The sequence below is a fragment of the Streptomyces sp. NPDC048639 genome (genome assembly GCF_043199075.1).
Lineage (GTDB): Bacteria > Actinomycetota > Actinomycetes > Streptomycetales > Streptomycetaceae > Streptomyces.
Genome location: NZ_JBICVP010000001.1, coordinates 315989 through 330387 on the forward strand (window position 1 = coordinate 315989; position 14399 = coordinate 330387).

Annotated in this window: 11 protein-coding genes; 4 read left to right on the top strand and 7 right to left on the bottom strand. The window is 72.8% G+C overall.

The genetic code is table 11. The annotated features are described in order from the left end of the window. Window position 1: 1 nt before the first annotated feature. From ACGFNH_RS01365 to rsmH, 4 genes are read right to left on the bottom strand one after another with little or no spacing between them, the layout of a single operon-like run. The gene (locus ACGFNH_RS01365; RefSeq protein WP_393650908.1) at window positions 2-1783 is read right to left on the bottom strand and encodes a UDP-N-acetylmuramoyl-L-alanyl-D-glutamate--2,6-diaminopimelate ligase; all 1782 of its coding nucleotides are present in this window, start codon (window positions 1781-1783) and stop codon (window positions 2-4) included. Window positions 1784-1795: 12 nt separating this feature from the next. Beyond that, complete coding sequence (locus tag ACGFNH_RS01370; RefSeq protein ID WP_393650909.1) at window positions 1796-3706, bottom strand: peptidoglycan D,D-transpeptidase FtsI family protein; 1911 nt, start codon at window positions 3704-3706, stop codon at window positions 1796-1798. A gap of 34 nt (window positions 3707-3740) precedes the next feature. After that, window positions 3741-4127 carry a septum formation initiator family protein gene (locus ACGFNH_RS01375; RefSeq protein WP_393650910.1) on the bottom strand — a complete coding sequence of 129 codons (387 nt, stop codon included), beginning with the start codon at window positions 4125-4127 and terminating at the stop codon, window positions 3741-3743. Beyond that, window positions 4124-5137: a 16S rRNA (cytosine(1402)-N(4))-methyltransferase RsmH gene (rsmH, locus tag ACGFNH_RS01380; protein WP_393650911.1), complete on the bottom strand. Its 1014-nt coding sequence runs from the start codon at window positions 5135-5137 to the stop codon at window positions 4124-4126. Before rsmH ends, ACGFNH_RS01375 begins: the two co-directional genes overlap by 4 nt. Before the next feature lie 376 nt (window positions 5138-5513). On the opposite strand from rsmH, the gene ACGFNH_RS01385 reads away from it, so the two are divergent. The 4 genes from ACGFNH_RS01385 (at window position 5514) to ACGFNH_RS01400 (ending at window position 11167) form a co-directional block, all read left to right on the top strand. After that, window positions 5514-6065, top strand: a complete 552-nt coding sequence (locus ACGFNH_RS01385; protein ID WP_393650912.1) for a beta-class carbonic anhydrase — start codon at window positions 5514-5516, stop codon at window positions 6063-6065. A 194-nt stretch (window positions 6066-6259) separates the two neighbouring features. Continuing rightward, the gene (locus ACGFNH_RS01390; RefSeq protein ID WP_393650913.1) at window positions 6260-7297 is read left to right on the top strand and encodes an AAA family ATPase; all 1038 of its coding nucleotides are present in this window, start codon (window positions 6260-6262) and stop codon (window positions 7295-7297) included. Next, a complete protein-coding gene (locus tag ACGFNH_RS01395; protein WP_393650914.1) occupies window positions 7297-8649 on the top strand; it encodes a DUF58 domain-containing protein in 1353 nt (450 codons plus the stop codon). The genes ACGFNH_RS01390 and ACGFNH_RS01395 overlap by 1 nt, the downstream gene beginning before the upstream one ends. Window positions 8650-8698: 49 nt before the next feature. After that, window positions 8699-11167 (top strand): DUF3488 and DUF4129 domain-containing transglutaminase family protein, encoded by a 2469-nt coding sequence (locus ACGFNH_RS01400; protein WP_393650915.1) that lies wholly within the window; start codon window positions 8699-8701, stop codon window positions 11165-11167. 623 nt (window positions 11168-11790) lie between these two features. On the opposite strand, the gene ACGFNH_RS01405 is transcribed toward ACGFNH_RS01400, so the two are convergent. The 3 genes from ACGFNH_RS01405 to ACGFNH_RS01415 all read right to left on the bottom strand — a co-directional run bounded on the left by ACGFNH_RS01405 (window position 11791) and on the right by ACGFNH_RS01415 (window position 14243). After that, the gene (locus ACGFNH_RS01405; RefSeq protein WP_393650916.1) at window positions 11791-12207 is read right to left on the bottom strand and encodes a DUF3040 domain-containing protein; all 417 of its coding nucleotides are present in this window, start codon (window positions 12205-12207) and stop codon (window positions 11791-11793) included. Between the two features lie 514 nt (window positions 12208-12721). Continuing rightward, window positions 12722-13483 (bottom strand): methyltransferase, encoded by a 762-nt coding sequence (locus ACGFNH_RS01410; RefSeq protein ID WP_393650917.1) that lies wholly within the window; start codon window positions 13481-13483, stop codon window positions 12722-12724. A 136-nt stretch (window positions 13484-13619) separates the two neighbouring features. Then, window positions 13620-14243, bottom strand: coding sequence for an SAV_6107 family HEPN domain-containing protein (locus ACGFNH_RS01415; RefSeq protein ID WP_393650918.1), 624 nt, complete (start codon window positions 14241-14243; stop codon window positions 13620-13622). Window positions 14244-14399 lie beyond the last annotated feature (156 nt).

Consider the following 14399-nt stretch of genomic DNA (forward strand, 5'->3'; position numbering starts at 1 on the left):
GTCATCCCTGGAGTTTCGGGTGTTCGGCGGACTCGATGGCCTCGCGCAGCACCTTCCGGTCGTCGAAGGGGCGCACCACACCGGCGATGTCCTGCCCCTGCTCGTGCCCCTTGCCGGCGACGAGCACGGTGTCGCCGGGCTCGGCGCGTGCGACCGCGGCCGCGATGGCGGCAGCCCGGTCCTCCTCGATGAGGACGGTGCCCCGCTCGTGGATCGGCACCTCGGAGGCGCCGGAGAGCATGGCGGCGAGGATCGCGAGCGGGTCCTCGGAGCGCGGGTTGTCGGAGGTGAGGACGGCGGTGTCGGCGAGCCGGGCGAGCGCGGCGCCCATCCGGCCGCGCTTGTGCGGGTCGCGGTCGCCGCCGCAGCCGAGCACGGCGTGCAGCTTGCCGTCGGTGACCTTGCGCAGGGCGCGCAGGACGGACTCGACGGCGTCGGGCTTGTGGGCGTAGTCGACGACGGCGAGGTAGTGCTGGCCGGCGTCCACGCGCTCCAGCCGGCCCGGGACGCCCGGAACGGCCGCGACGCCGTCGGCGGCGGTCTGCGGCTCGACACCGGCGACGACGAGGGCGGTGAGGGCGGCCAGTGCGTTCGCGACGTTGAACGGGCCGGGGAGCGGGGCGGCGGCCCGTACGGACTCCCCGTTCGGACCGAGCGCGGTGAACGTCGATCCGAGCGGGCCGACCTCGACGTCGTCGGCACGCCAGTCGGCGTCGGGGTGCCCCTCGGCGGAGAAGGTGGTGACGGGGACGGCGGACTCCTCGGCGAGGCGCTTGCCGTACTCGTCGTCGAGGTTGACGACGCCGACGCGGCTGCGGGCCTGCGTGAACAGCTGGGCCTTGGCCGCGAAGTAGTCCTCCATGTCCGGGTGGAAGTCCAGGTGCTCGGGCGAGAGGTTGTTGAAGACGGCGACGTCGAAGACGGTGCCGTCGACCCGGCCCAGCACCAGCGCGTGGCTGGAGACCTCCATGGCGACCGAGTGGACGCCGCGCTCGCGCATCACCGCGAAGAGCGCCTGCAGGTCCGTGGCCTCCGGGGTGGTGCGCTCGCTCTTGAGCCGCTCGTCGCCGATCCGCGACTCGACGGTGCCGATGAGCCCGGTGAGCGCGGGCGTACGAGGTCCTCCGGCCGCCGCCCCGGCAGCGGCCTCGCGCTGCTTCTCGGCGGCCCGCAGACCGCCTTCGATGAGGTACGCGGTGGTGGTCTTGCCGGAGGTGCCGGTGATGCCGATCTGCAGTAGATCGCGGCCCGGCTCGCCGTAGATCGCGGCCGCCAGGGCGCCCATCCGGCCGCGCGCGTGGTCCACGACGAGGACGGGAAGGCCGGTGGCGGCGGCGCGGTCGGCCCCCACGGGGTCGGTCAGGATCGCGGCGGCACCGAGGTCGACGGCCTGGGCGGCGAAGTCGGCTCCGTGGAAGCGGGCTCCGGGCAGCGCGGCGTAGATGTCGCCGGGGCGTACGGCCCTGGAGTCGTGGGTGATGCCGGTGACCTTCGCGTCCACGCCCGGCTCGGCGACGAGCCGGGGACACACGGTGTCCGCGCCGGGGGTGCCGGCGGGTGAGGGAGGGGCCGTGATGCCGAGCTGATCCGCCAGGGCCACGAGCGGTGTCGGGCGGACCTGCTCAGGACGGGGTGGTCCCGGATAGGTCGCGGTGACGTTCTCCGGGACAGTGGGGGACTGATCAGCATGTGGCACGGCGGTGAGCGTACCCGGCGCGGCCGTGCTGTCGCGAAACAAGGTCCGGGACGCGTCCTGGTTTCCGGAATCGGGCGTGATCGTCACGGCTCCCCCTCGCTAGAACGTGACCGGGAGCCGCGCGGGCTTCTCGCCGGTCGGGGCGACCTGCAGGGACTTCAGCGCGAACTCCATGACGCGCTTGAATACGGGGCCGCAGACCTGGCCGCCGTAGTAGCTGCCGTTGGTCGGGTTCTGCACGGCGCAGTAGACCGTGATCCGCGGCTTGTCCGCGGGCGCGAAGCCCGCGAAGGAGGCGGTGTATCCACGGTAGCGACCGGTGTCCGGGTCCACTCGGTTGGAGGTGCCGGTCTTTCCCGCGACGCGGTAGCCGGGGATACGGGCCTTGGCACCCGTCCCCTCCTCGTCGTCCACGACCGACTCCAGCATGTGCGTGACCGCGGTCGCCGTGTCCTTGCTGACCACACGTGTCGAGTCGGGTGCGGTGGCCGGGGTGAAGCGGCCGTCGGGGCCCCGCGTGCCGCGGACGAGCGTCGGCGCGACCCGCCGGCCGCCGTTGGCGATCGTGGAGTACACCGAGGCGGCCTGGACGGCGTTGACGGAGAGGCCCTGGCCGAACGGGATCGTGTACTGCTGCGAAGCGCTCCAGTCCCCCGGCCTGGCCAGGATGCCGGGCGTCTCCCCGGGGAAGCCGAGCCCGGACTCCCGCCCGATCCCGAACTTCCGCAGGTACGAGTCGAGCACCCGGTTGGTCTCCTTGCGCGTCTTGCCGAGCTGCTCGACGGCGAGGATCGTGCCGATGTTGCTGGACTTGGCCAGGACACCGTTGAGCGTGAGCTGCCAGGTGGGGTGGTCGATGTCGTCGGCGAAGAGCCGGTCGGCGCGGTGCAGCCGGTTGGGGACGACCACGTGGGTTCCCGGGGCGGCCGCTTCCTCCTCCAGCACGGCGGCCATGGACATGACCTTGCTGGTGCTGCCGGGCTCGTACGCGTCCTGGAGCGCGGCGTTGCCCAGGGACCGGCCGCCCGCGGCGGAGAGGTCGTTGGGATCGAAGCCGGGGGCATTGGCCATGGCCAGGACCTCACCGGTGCGGGTGTCCTGGACGATGACGTAACCGCGATCGGCGGCGGACTCCTGGACCTGCTGGCTGATCGCCTTCTGCGCGGCCCACTGGATGTCCCGGTCGAGGGTCAGCTCGACGTCGGAGCCGGGGACCGCGGGCTGCTCCTGGGTGCCGACGGTGGGGACCTGGCGGCCGCCGGACTGGGCGTAGGTGATCTTGCCGTTCTTCCCCGCGAGCTTGCGGTCGTACAGGCCCTCGAGCCCTCCGCCGCCCCGGCCCTCGGAATTGACGAAGCCGAGCACACCGGCGGCCAGATCCTTGTTCGGGTAGACCCGCTTGCTGTGCGGCTCCTGGAAGACGCCGGCGAGGACGTTGTGGCCCTTGCCGCTGCTCTTCTTTTCCTCGAAGGCGCGCTTGAGGTCGCTGATCTGCTTCCAGACCTGCGGCGACTGGCGGCGGGCCAGCACCGTGTACCGCGTCCGGGGCTTGGCGAGCTTCTCCGCGAGTTCCTTCTCGTCCTTGCCGAGGGCGGGTGCGAGGAGGGCCGCGGCCTGCTGAGGCGCGTCCGCGACTTTGCTCTGCTCCGGCGTGAACAGGAGCGGGTCCGCGGTGATGTCGTACGCGTCCACGGTCGTCGCGAGGGCGACACCGGTGCGGTCGGTGATGGAGCCGCGCTCGGCGGCGAGGGTGTGGGTGACGTAGCGGTTGACGTCGCCCTTGGCCGCGTACGCCCCTGCGTCCACGGCCTGCACCTGGAGCAGGCGCACGACGAACGACAGCAGCACCACGGTCAGGCCGAGGCTGACCAGCCGGAGGCGGGGGCGGTGCGCGGCGAGCCGGATCAGCTGGGGCGCGCGCGCAGGGCGCCGGGCCGGGCCGCGCGCCCCTCCGCGCGGCCTCGGGGGTCCGGGCGCACGGCGGCGCGGGGGCTCCTGCGGCGGGGTCATACGGTGGCCTCCCGGGAAGAGGCGAGGGCCCCGGTCACGGCGTGGCCCTCGGTACGTACTGGCCGGGCGCGGCGGACGGCGAACCCCGGACGGTGCCGTCGGGGAGCAGGAACACAGGGCTTCCGCCCGGCACGAGCCCGAGTTCGCGCGCCCGCTGCTCCAGGGCGTCCGGCGCGGAGTAGCCGTCGACCTCCTCCTGGAGCGCCTGCTGCCGGTCCGTCAGCTCGGTGGTCTCCTTCTTCAGCTTGCTGAGCCTGAACGAGCCCTGGTTCAGCGAGGAGTTGAGCAGCAGCAGCGTGATCAGCCCGCTGCCGAGGAGCAGCACGACGAGAAGCACGAACGGCATCCGGGGAGCCGGCCCCGACCGCGTCGGCACCAGCCGCGCGAGGCGCGCGGCCCTGCCGCGGACGGCACGCTTCACGCCACGTCCTCCCGGATGCGCTCGGCGCCGCGCAGGCGGGCGGGGGCGGCGCGCCGGTTCTCGGCGATCTCCTCCTCCGTCGGCAGTTCGGCACCGCGGGTGAGCAGCTTCAGGCGTGGCTGGTACTGCTCGGGCACCACGGGCAGTCCGGGCGGTGCGGTGTTCGCCGCGCCCTCCGCGAGGACCTGCTTGACCATGCGGTCCTCGAGCGAGTGGTACGCGAGCACGGCGATCCGGCCACCGACGGCGAGCGAGGCTACCGCGGCGGGGATCGCCCGTTCCAGGACGGCGAGTTCGCCGTTGACCTCGATGCGCAGCGCCTGGAACGTGCGCTTGGCCGGGTTGCCGCCGGTGCGCTTGGCGGCCTGCGGAAGGGCCTCGCGGATCAGCTCGACGAGCCGGGCGCTGTTGCTGAACGGCTCGCGCTGCCGCTCCCGGACGACCGCCTCCACGATCTTCTTGGCGAACTTCTCCTCGCCGTACACCCGCAGGACGCGGACGAGTTCGCCGGGCGGGTAGGTGTTGAGGACCTCCGCCGCGCTGATGCCGGTCGTCTGGTCCATCCGCATGTCGAGCGGGGCGTCCTGGGCGTATGCGAATCCGCGGTCCGCCTCGTCGAGCTGCATCGAGGAGACGCCGAGGTCGAACAGGACGCCCTGGACGCCCGGCACGCCGAGGCGTTCGAGGACATCGGGCAACTCGTCGTAGACGGCGTGGACGAGGGTGGCGCGGTCGCCGAACGGGGCGAGCCGTTCGGCGGCGAGCTTCAGCGCCTCCGGGTCACGGTCCAGGCCGATGAGCCGGGCGGCCGGGAAGGCGGTCAGCAGCGCTTCGCTGTGACCGCCGAGGCCGAGGGTGCAGTCGACGACGACCGGCCCCTTGCTCCCCCCGGCCCCACCGGCGGTGCCCCCACCGGCGGGGGGAGCCCCGCCGGGCGTCGTGGCGAGAGCCGGCGCCAACAGGTCCAGGCATCGCTGGAGCATTACCGGGACATGCCGGGTCTCGCTCATGCGCCCCTCTCAGGTCCGGCGTGCGCGGAGCACACGTACCGCCTGGTCCCCGCCCGCTCTGAAGGGGAAGTGGTCTGCTGGCGCCGGGGAAGTGACGTCAGACGACCGGGAGCGGGAGGAGGCCGAGCCGTACGTACGCACCGCGCACGCCTGGGGAATCGGTTCCGAGGGGAGCATTACGCCTCCCACTTCGCGTCACTTTAGTCCACTCGTCCCCTCGGTCAACCAACTCGCCCTGCGCGCCGCAGAACCGGTTCTTCACTCATCCGGAGGACACTGGACCGGCCCTGTGGGTTACCTCACAGGGACATGCGTTGACCCTCTATGCCCGACCTCACAGGGAGCCGCGGGCGGGGTGACGACATACCGTTTACGCATGTCGACATCCGCACACCGCTCCGCCGGCTCCGAAAGCACCGCCCGCAGAGGCGGCACCGTCACCGACCGTCTCGTCGAGGCCAACAGGAGTTACGCCGCCGAGTTCACCGATCCGGGGATGGACGCCCGTCCGGTCCTCAAGGTGGCCGTGGTGGCGTGCATGGACGCCCGGATCGACCTGCACGCGGCGCTCGGCCTCCAGCTCGGCGACTGCCACACCGTCCGCAACGCGGGCGGGGTCGTCACCGACGACACGATCCGCTCGCTCACCATCAGCCAGCGGGCGCTGGGCACCCGCAGCGTCATACTCATCCACCACACCGGCTGCGGTCTGGAGAGCCTTACCGAGGACTTCCGGCACGAGCTGGAGCTGGAGGTCGGACAGCGACCCGCATGGGCCGTGGAATCCTTCCGGGACGTGGACCAGGACGTGCGGCAGTCGATGCAGCGGGTGCGGACCTCGCCCTTCCTGCTGCACACCGACGACGTCCGGGGCTTCGTCTTCGACGTCCACACAGGCCTGCTGCGTGAGATAGACCCCCAGTCATGAACGGGGCATAGCCGAGTGGTCGCGACATACCGACCCCGGTTATCCACACCCGAGTGACGTAAAGCCGTATCGACAGCAAGAATGCGTGGTGTGACACCGCATCCCGGGCACCCGGGATGCGCTGCGCACACTTCGGGGAGGGCCGGCGTCCGTCGAGAGGGCACCGGCTCGTAGAACGGGCCGAGGAGGGCCGGGTGACGACCTATGACGATCGAGCGAGCCTCACGGATCTGACCACCACAGCGGAGCGGATCCGCAGGTCGGTGGAGAACGTGATCGAGGGCAAGCCGGAGGTCGTACGGCTCTCGCTGACCGTGCTCCTCGCGGAGGGGCACCTGCTCATCGAGGATGTTCCGGGCGTGGGCAAGACCATGCTCGCCAAAGCACTCGCGCGGTCCATCGACTGCTCGGTGCGGCGGATCCAGTTCACGCCCGACCTGCTGCCTTCGGACATCACGGGCGTGAGCGTCTTCGACCAGCAGCGGAAGGACTTCGAGTTCAAGCCGGGCGCGATCTTCTCGCAGATCGTGATCGGCGACGAGATCAACCGCGCCTCGCCCAAGACCCAGTCGGCGTTGCTGGAGTCGCTGGAGGAGCGGCAGGTCACCGTGGACGGGCAGACCTATGAACTGCCCAGCCCCTTCATGGTGGTGGCCACGCAGAACCCGGTGGAGATGGAGGGCACGTATCCGCTGCCGGAGGCGCAGCGGGACCGCTTCATGGCCCGGGTGTCGATCGGCTACCCGAGCCCGGAGGCCGAGCTGGAGATGCTCGATGTGCACGGCGGCGCCTCCCCGTTGGACGATCTGCAGCCGGTGGCGCACGCCGACGAGATCGTGAAGCTGGTCGACGCTGTGCGCACGGTCCATGTCGCCGACTCGGTGCGGCGCTACGCCGTCGACCTGGTCACGGCCACCCGCAACCACCCCGAGCTGCGGCTCGGCGCCTCGCCGCGCGCCACGCTCCACCTAGTGCGGGCGGCGAAGGCCGCCGCCGCCCTCTGCGGCCGTGAGTACGCACTGCCCGACGACATCCAGGCGCTGGCCGTGGCCGTGCTCGCCCACCGGCTGCTGCCCACCGCACAGGCTCAGCTCAACCGCCGTACCTCCGAGCAGGTCGTCGCCGAGATCCTCCAGCAGACCCCGGTGCCCGACCCCGCGTCGCAGCAGTGGCGGCATCCGCACACCCACCCGTCATCCGGCCACCGGCCGCCCGGCGTTCGGGGGCTGTGATGTCCGCGGCACCGCCGCCGGAACCGCACCCCGAGGAGGACCCGGGCCCTCTGCGCTCCGCGCTCGCCGGGCTGACGACGCGGGGCCGGTCCTTCCTGGCGGCGGGTATCGCCGCGGCCGTGTGCGCCTACATCCTGGGACAGTCCGACCTGCTGCGGGTCGGACTCCTGCTGGCCGCGCTGCCTCTGGTCTGCGTCGGCGTGCTGCTCCGCACCCGGTATCTGGTGTCCGGGAGCCGACGGCTGTCCCCCGCGCGCGTGCCCGCCGCGGCCGAGTCGCGCGTGCACCTGCGCGTCGACAACGTCTCGCGGCTGCCCACCGGACTGCTGATGCTGCAGGACCGGGTGCCCTATGTGCTGGGGCCGCGGCCCCGCTTCGTCCTGGACCGCGTGGAGCCCGGCGGGCAGCGCGAGGTGTCCTACCGGGTCCGGTCCGATCTGCGCGGCCGCTACCCGCTGGGGCCGCTGCAGCTCCGGCTCACCGACCCGTTCGGGATGTGCGAACTGAACCGCGCTTTCAGCTCGTACGACACGCTGACCGTGGTCCCGCGAACCGAGCCGCTGCCCGCGATCCGGCTCTCGGGGGAGGCTTCGGGCTACGGCGACGGGCGGCAGCGTTCGCTGGCCCTGGCCGGTGACGACGACGTGATCCCCCGCGGCTACCGTCACGGCGACGACCTGCGCCGCGTCCACTGGCGGTCCACCGCCCGCTACGGCGAGCTGATGGTGCGCCGCGAGGAACAGCCGCAGCGCACGGGCTGCACGGTGCTCCTGGACACCCGGCGGTGCGCACACCGGGGCGCAGGTCCGGACTCGGCATTCGAGTGGGCGGTGGCGGGCGCGGCCTCGGTAGGGGTCCATCTCCTGGAGCGCGGATTCTCCGTACGCCTGCTCACCGACACCGGCAGCACGGTCCCGGGCCCCGACGGCGGAGGCTTCGGCGGGGACTCCTCGGATGTGGCCGGGCTCCTGCTGGACACCCTCGCCGTGATCGACCACTCCGAGGAGCCGGGGCTCTCCCCGGCCTACGACGTGCTGCGGAACGGGCGCGAAGGTCTTGTGGTCGCCTTCCTCGGCGGCCTGGACGAGGAGGAGACCGCGGTGGTGTCCCGGATGCGCCAGCGCGCCGGCGCGGCCGTGGCGTTCGTCCTGGACGGACCGGCCTGGTCCAGGGACGGGCGGAGCGACACCGACCAGGCGTACGAGGAGCGGCTCGGGCAGCTGCGCGAGGCCGGCTGGACGGTGGTCCCGGTCAATCCTGGCGACCGCCTGCCGCGGCTGTGGCGCGAGATCGACGGGCAGCCCCTGGGCGCCGGTGCGTGGCCGGGTGGTCCGGCGGGGGGCAGGCGATGAACGAGGGGCGTGTGCGGGGGCGGAGCATGACCGAGGACGAGGGCAGGGCATGAGCGGGCGGGGACGGCTGACGGTCTGCGCGGCGGTGGCCACGCTGATGGCCGCGTGCGCCCTGCTGCCGCTGGTCGAACCGGCCGTGTGGATCGTGCAGGCGGCGTTCCTGCTGGGCATCGTGGCCGGAGTGGGCGCGCTGACCCGCAGAGTGCCGCTGGCCCGGCCGATGACCATCGCGGTGCAGGCACTCGTGGCCCTGCTCGTGCTGACCATCGCCTTCGCCCGGGAGCAGGCGCTGGGCGGGATCCTGCCCGGCCCCGATGTGTTCCGCGAGTTCGGCCAGCTCCTGGCCGAGGGCAGCGAGGACGTCAGCCAGTACGCGATTCCCGCGCCGGTCACCTCGGGCATACGGCTGCTGCTGGTCGGCGGTGTCCTGCTGATCGGGCTGGTCGTCGATGCCCTGGCCGTGACGTACCGCAGTGCCGCGCCCGCCGGACTGCCGCTGCTCGCGCTCTACTCCGTCGCCGCCGGGCTGTCGCCGGGTGGCGCGGGCTGGGTGTGGTTCCTCATCGCGGCCTGCGGCTATCTGCTGCTGCTTCTCGCCGAGGGTCGGGACAAGCTCTCGCAGTGGGGGCGGGTGTTCACCGGAGGTACGCGCGCCCCCAGCCGCCTGGGGGCGGGGCTGGAGCACAGCACCGCCTCGGCGGTCGCTCCCGTGCGCACAGGGCGGCGCATCGGTGCCGTTGCGCTCGGCATCGCTCTGGTGGTGCCCGCGGCGCTGCCGTCACTGAGCGGCGGACTGCTGGCGTCGCGGACCAGCGGCTCGGGCGTAGGTCCGGGCGGCGGCACCATCTCCGCGGTGAACCCGTTGGTGTCGTTGCAGAACAGCCTCAACCAGCCCGAGAACCGGGAGGTCCTGAGCTACCGGACGAACGCCCCGAGCACGCAGAACCTCTACCTGAGGATCGTGGCCCTCGACCGGTTCGACGGGAAGTCCTGGAAACCGTCCGAGCGCAAGGTCACCGATGTGCCGCCGACGCTTCCCTCACCACCCGGGCTGAGCCCCGGTGTCCGTACGAGCGTGGTCGAGACGACGGTCGCGGCGGCGGGCTGGTACCGGCAGAACTGGCTGCCGCTCCCCTACCCGGCGTCCCGCGTGGACATCGGCGGACGGTGGCGGTTCGAGCCGGAGGGCAGGACCCTGGTCGGCGACCGGGGACAGACGACGCGGGACGCGCAATACCGGGTCACCAGCCTGCTGGTGGAGCCGACGGCCCGGCAGCTCGCCCGCGCGGGGGAAGCGCCAGCCGACGTGAAGCGGGAGTACACCCAGGTGCCCGACTCGCTGCCGGGGGTGGTGGCCGCCACCGCGAGGGACGTGACCGGGGGCGCCTCCAACGCGTACGAGCGGGCCGTCAAGCTTCAGGACTGGTTCTCCACCAACGGCGGCTTCACCTACGACACGGATGTGTCGGCGGGCAGCGGGACCCAGGCGATCGCGCGATTCCTGAAGGACAAGGAGGGCTTCTGCGTCCACTTCTCCTTCTCGATGGCCGCGATGGCACGGACCCTCGGCATCCCGGCGCGCGTGGCTGTCGGGTTCACCCCGGGTGCCGCCCGGGCGGACGGCACCATGTCGGTCGGGCTGAAGGACGCTCACGCATGGCCCGAGCTCTATTTCGAGGGCGTCGGCTGGACCCGCTTCGAACCGACCCCCACCCGTGGCACGGTGCCCGACTACGCGGTCGAGGAGGCGCCTTCGGGCGGCGGCACCGACCCGGAGCGCCCGGTCCCGTCCACGTCGTCCGAGCCGTCGGCCGAGCCTTCCCCGTCGCAGAGCTGCAGCCCTGACGAGCGGCGCGTGGGCGACTGCGGCATCCCCGCCGAACAGGCCGGCGGCGGGCCCACGGACGAGGGGCCACCGTGGGGGCGGATCCTGTCGTGGACGGCTCTGGGCATGCTGCTTCTGGCCGTACCCGCCCTGCCGCTGCTGTGGCGGGTGCGGACCCGCCGACGGAGACTCAGCGGCGCCGGGCCCACCCTCGGGGACGCCACCGTGCACTTGGAGACCCCTGGGCAGGGAGGCGGCGACGCGGCGGGAGCCACCACCGACCGAACCCTCGCGGCCTGGCGCGAGCTGATCGACTCGGGATGGGACTACGGCATCCTGCCGGACGACACCCAGACGCCCCGGCAGGCGGCAGACCGGCTCGCCGTCAGCGGCGACCTGGACGCCGCGTCGGCGGAGTCGGCGCGGCGTGTGGCCGCCGCCGTCGAGCAGGTGCTGTACGCGCCCGAGCCGCGCCCGGCGCCGGACCTCGCGGATCACGTACGGCGGGTGAGGACCGGACTGCATGCGGCGGCGGGCCGGGGCGCCCGGCTGCGGGCGCAGCTCGCACCGCGCTCAGCCGTGCGGGTGGCGTGGGCGTTCTCCCGGTGGTGGTCCGGGGTGGCCGCTCGTTGGGGCACGGAGCGCTGGGCCCGGACCCTGCGCCGGCTCAGGCCGAGCAGACAGGGGAGCTGAGACAGCCCCGGCAGCGACCACTGCGCAGCGGGGACGCCAGGGTCTCTCCGACGGGGCCGAGGCCCGGCTGCGGCCTGGGCCGCAGCCGGCCGAGCGGTCGTGGGGTGCTTCCCCGCGGGCTACGCGAAGGGAGTGGCGCGCTTGGCTCCCTCTTCCACCACCTGTGTGGTCGAGGCGTCGTCCGGAGACGGCGTGCCCCACACGCGGCCCCGCACACCTGACACCCCGCGTTCCTCGGGCCCGTACGCCTGAAGCACCCCGCGCAGGGCGTACGCCTGGCGGCCTCGCGAGCAGGCCCCGCATGCCTGACGCCCCGCATCCCTCGGGCCCGTACGCGTGACGCCCCGCATCCCTCGGGCCCGTACGCCTGACGGCATCCCTCGGGCCCGTACGCCTGACAGCACCACGCGCAGGCCCGTACGCCTGACAGCACCACGCGCAGGCCCGTACGCCTGACAGCACCACGCGCAGGCCCGTACGCCTGACAGCACCACGCGCAGGCTCGCCGTACCTGGGGGCTCTCCCGCGCGGGCGCGCGCACGAGTCCCCGCACGCGAGCCCGCATGCGTGAAGGGTGGCCGCCTTTTGGCGGCCACCCTTCACGGGAGTTTGTCGGGGCGAGGTCAGTGACCTTGCTCGTCGCGGCGGCGCTGCCACCGGTCCTCGATGCGGTTCATCAGCGACCGGCGCTGCCGCGGATGGCTACGGCGGGAGTGGCCACCCTGGCCATTGCCGCCCGCCGTCTGCGTCTGGCCCTGCTCACCGGGCTTGGGGGCTTTGCGCCAACCGGTCACCGCGAGCACGGCACACCCGAGCATGACGAGGAACCCCACCACGCTGATCCAGATCTGCTGCGCGACCATTCCAGCCATGAGGAGCGCGATACCCACCAGAAAACCGGCCACCGCCTGGTAGACCCGTCGCCGGGTGTACTGGCGCAGCCCGCTTCCCTCAAGCGCTGTCGCGAACTTGGGATCTTCGGCGTACAGCGCTCGCTCCATCTGCTCGAGCATTCGCTGCTCGTGCTCCGAGAGCGGCACGGAGTCCTCCTACTCGTCGGTCGCGGGGGGCGACCGGGGTGCGACCCTTTCAGGATAGGCAGGGAATCGCCCCCGTGAAACCCGCCCCTCTGCGCCAATTCGCCATGACGGGCCGCCACAGCGGCGCAGGTGGTGGGACGTCCATTCCCCGGCCCCCTGTCCGCCATGCCAGACCGTGTTCCCCGATCATACGGGGCAATGCGTCTGATCGGGTGGCGTGTGGCCTACTGCATCCGCCGATCCTTGCCGATCAGAGCGCTGTACTGGGGTCCGTGGCTCCTCCGTGAGGAGTACGCACCGGACGCCCCGGCCCCTGCCGTACAAGCCGGTACGGGCCCGCGCGGACCGGTACGGACCTGCCCGTAGGAGTCCGGAAGTGCGGACCCGCAGAGAGCGCTCCGCGGATCCGGCCACGTACGCGCGACCGGATCCGTCACGTCATGGGACACCGGACCCGTCACGCGCGCGACCGGAGGCGGCACTTGTGCGGGACGGGGTGGCGGAGGATACGGGCTCAGTCCCGGTCCCGCTCGGCGAGCACGTGGAGCTGGCTGGCCACCGCGTGGAAGGCCGGGAGTTCGGCGGCCGCTTCCTCGAGCTTGAGCAGAGCGTCGACGGCACCGGGCTCGGTGTCGACGAGCACTCCGGGCACGAGGTCGGCGAAGACCCGGACGCCGTGCACCGAGCCGACGGACAGTCCCGTTGCCGTGAGCAGGCCGGTGAGCTGCTCCGGGGTGAACCGGCGGGGTACGGGGTCGCCTTCGCCCCAGCGGCCTGCGGGGTCGGTGAGCGCGTGCCGGGCCTCGGTGAAGTGGCCCGCGAGAGCGCGGGCGAGCACCGCACCGCCGAGTCCCGCGGCGAGCAGGCTGAGGGTGCCGGCGGGACGGAGCGCCGCGACGACGTTCCGCACGCCCTCGGCGGGGTCGTCCACGTACTCCAGCACTCCGTGGCACAGCACGACGTCGTAGCCGCCGCGCTCGGCCACGTCGAACAGGCCGTGCGTATCGCCCTGGACACCGCGCACGCGCTCGGCGACTCCCGCCTCTGCGGCTCGTCGCTCAAGGGCGAACAGCGCGTTGGGGCTCGGGTCGACCACGGTCACGCGGTGGCCGAGCTGGGCCGCGGGCACGGCGAAGTTGCCGGTACCGCCGCCGGTGTCGAGGACGTCCAGACTCTCCCGGCCGGCGGCTTTCACCCGGCGGTCCAGGGCCTCCCGGAGCACCTCCCAGACCACGGCGGTGCGGAGGGCGGCACGGGGGCGCATCGGGTCGGACACAGCGAGTGGCTCCTCGGCGCGGGGACCGCCGCGGACGGCGGGAAGCGAACTGCGGGTGGTTCCCACCCTATGACCTCCGGAGCCTATTGCTTTCCGGCCGTGCCGCCTTTCCGACCGTGCTGCTCGGCGCCCCGTTTCAGGCCGTGCTGCCCGGCGCCCACTCGGCGCCGGAGACGTCCCCGCTCCGCGAGGACGGCAGCACCGGGCGCAGCAGGAGCATCCGCTCGACGATGCGCAGGAACATCCCGGTGTCCCTCAGCAGGTCGTCGGCGTCCCGGTGGCTCGCCGCGCCCTCTATGCCCGCCTCGGCGCGGGCCCGGCGGTCGGCGCCGGACGCGAACAGCGCGCTCCACTCGGCCAGTTCGGGGGCGATCTCGGGCAACACATCCCAGGCGCTGCGGATGGGCTGCCGCCGTTGACGCCGCGAGGCGCCTCCGCCCGCTCGGCGCGGCGGCGGCTCGGGCCTGCCCCGGACCGCGAGCACCGCGGCGGCTATGCGGAGCGCGGCGAGGTGGGCGGTGGCGTACCGCTCGTTCGGGTCCTCCAACTCGGCCGCCTCACCGAGGCCCTTGTGGGCCTGGGCGAGCAGGCCGAGCGCTTCGGGCGGTGCGGCATCGCGGCGGACGACGGGATGCACATCGCCTGCGGAGCCGCTCTGTGCGGAGTCGGGACGGGGCGCGCGGCGGCGCGCTGCCTGGAGGGCGGGCGCAGTGCCCGAGTCAGGAGTGGGGTTCGAGCGACGGGCGGGCGTACTGACCATGACGAACCTCCTGTCGTCGCGGACGGCTCCTAGCCGTATGCCCACATCGTGGGGCACACCACTGACAATCGGCTCCGACCTGCAGTTTCCCCACCCGCGTTTCCGGCCCGCGGTGTCAACGGCCGCGCTCCGCGCCCGACCTCGGCCCCCCGCGCC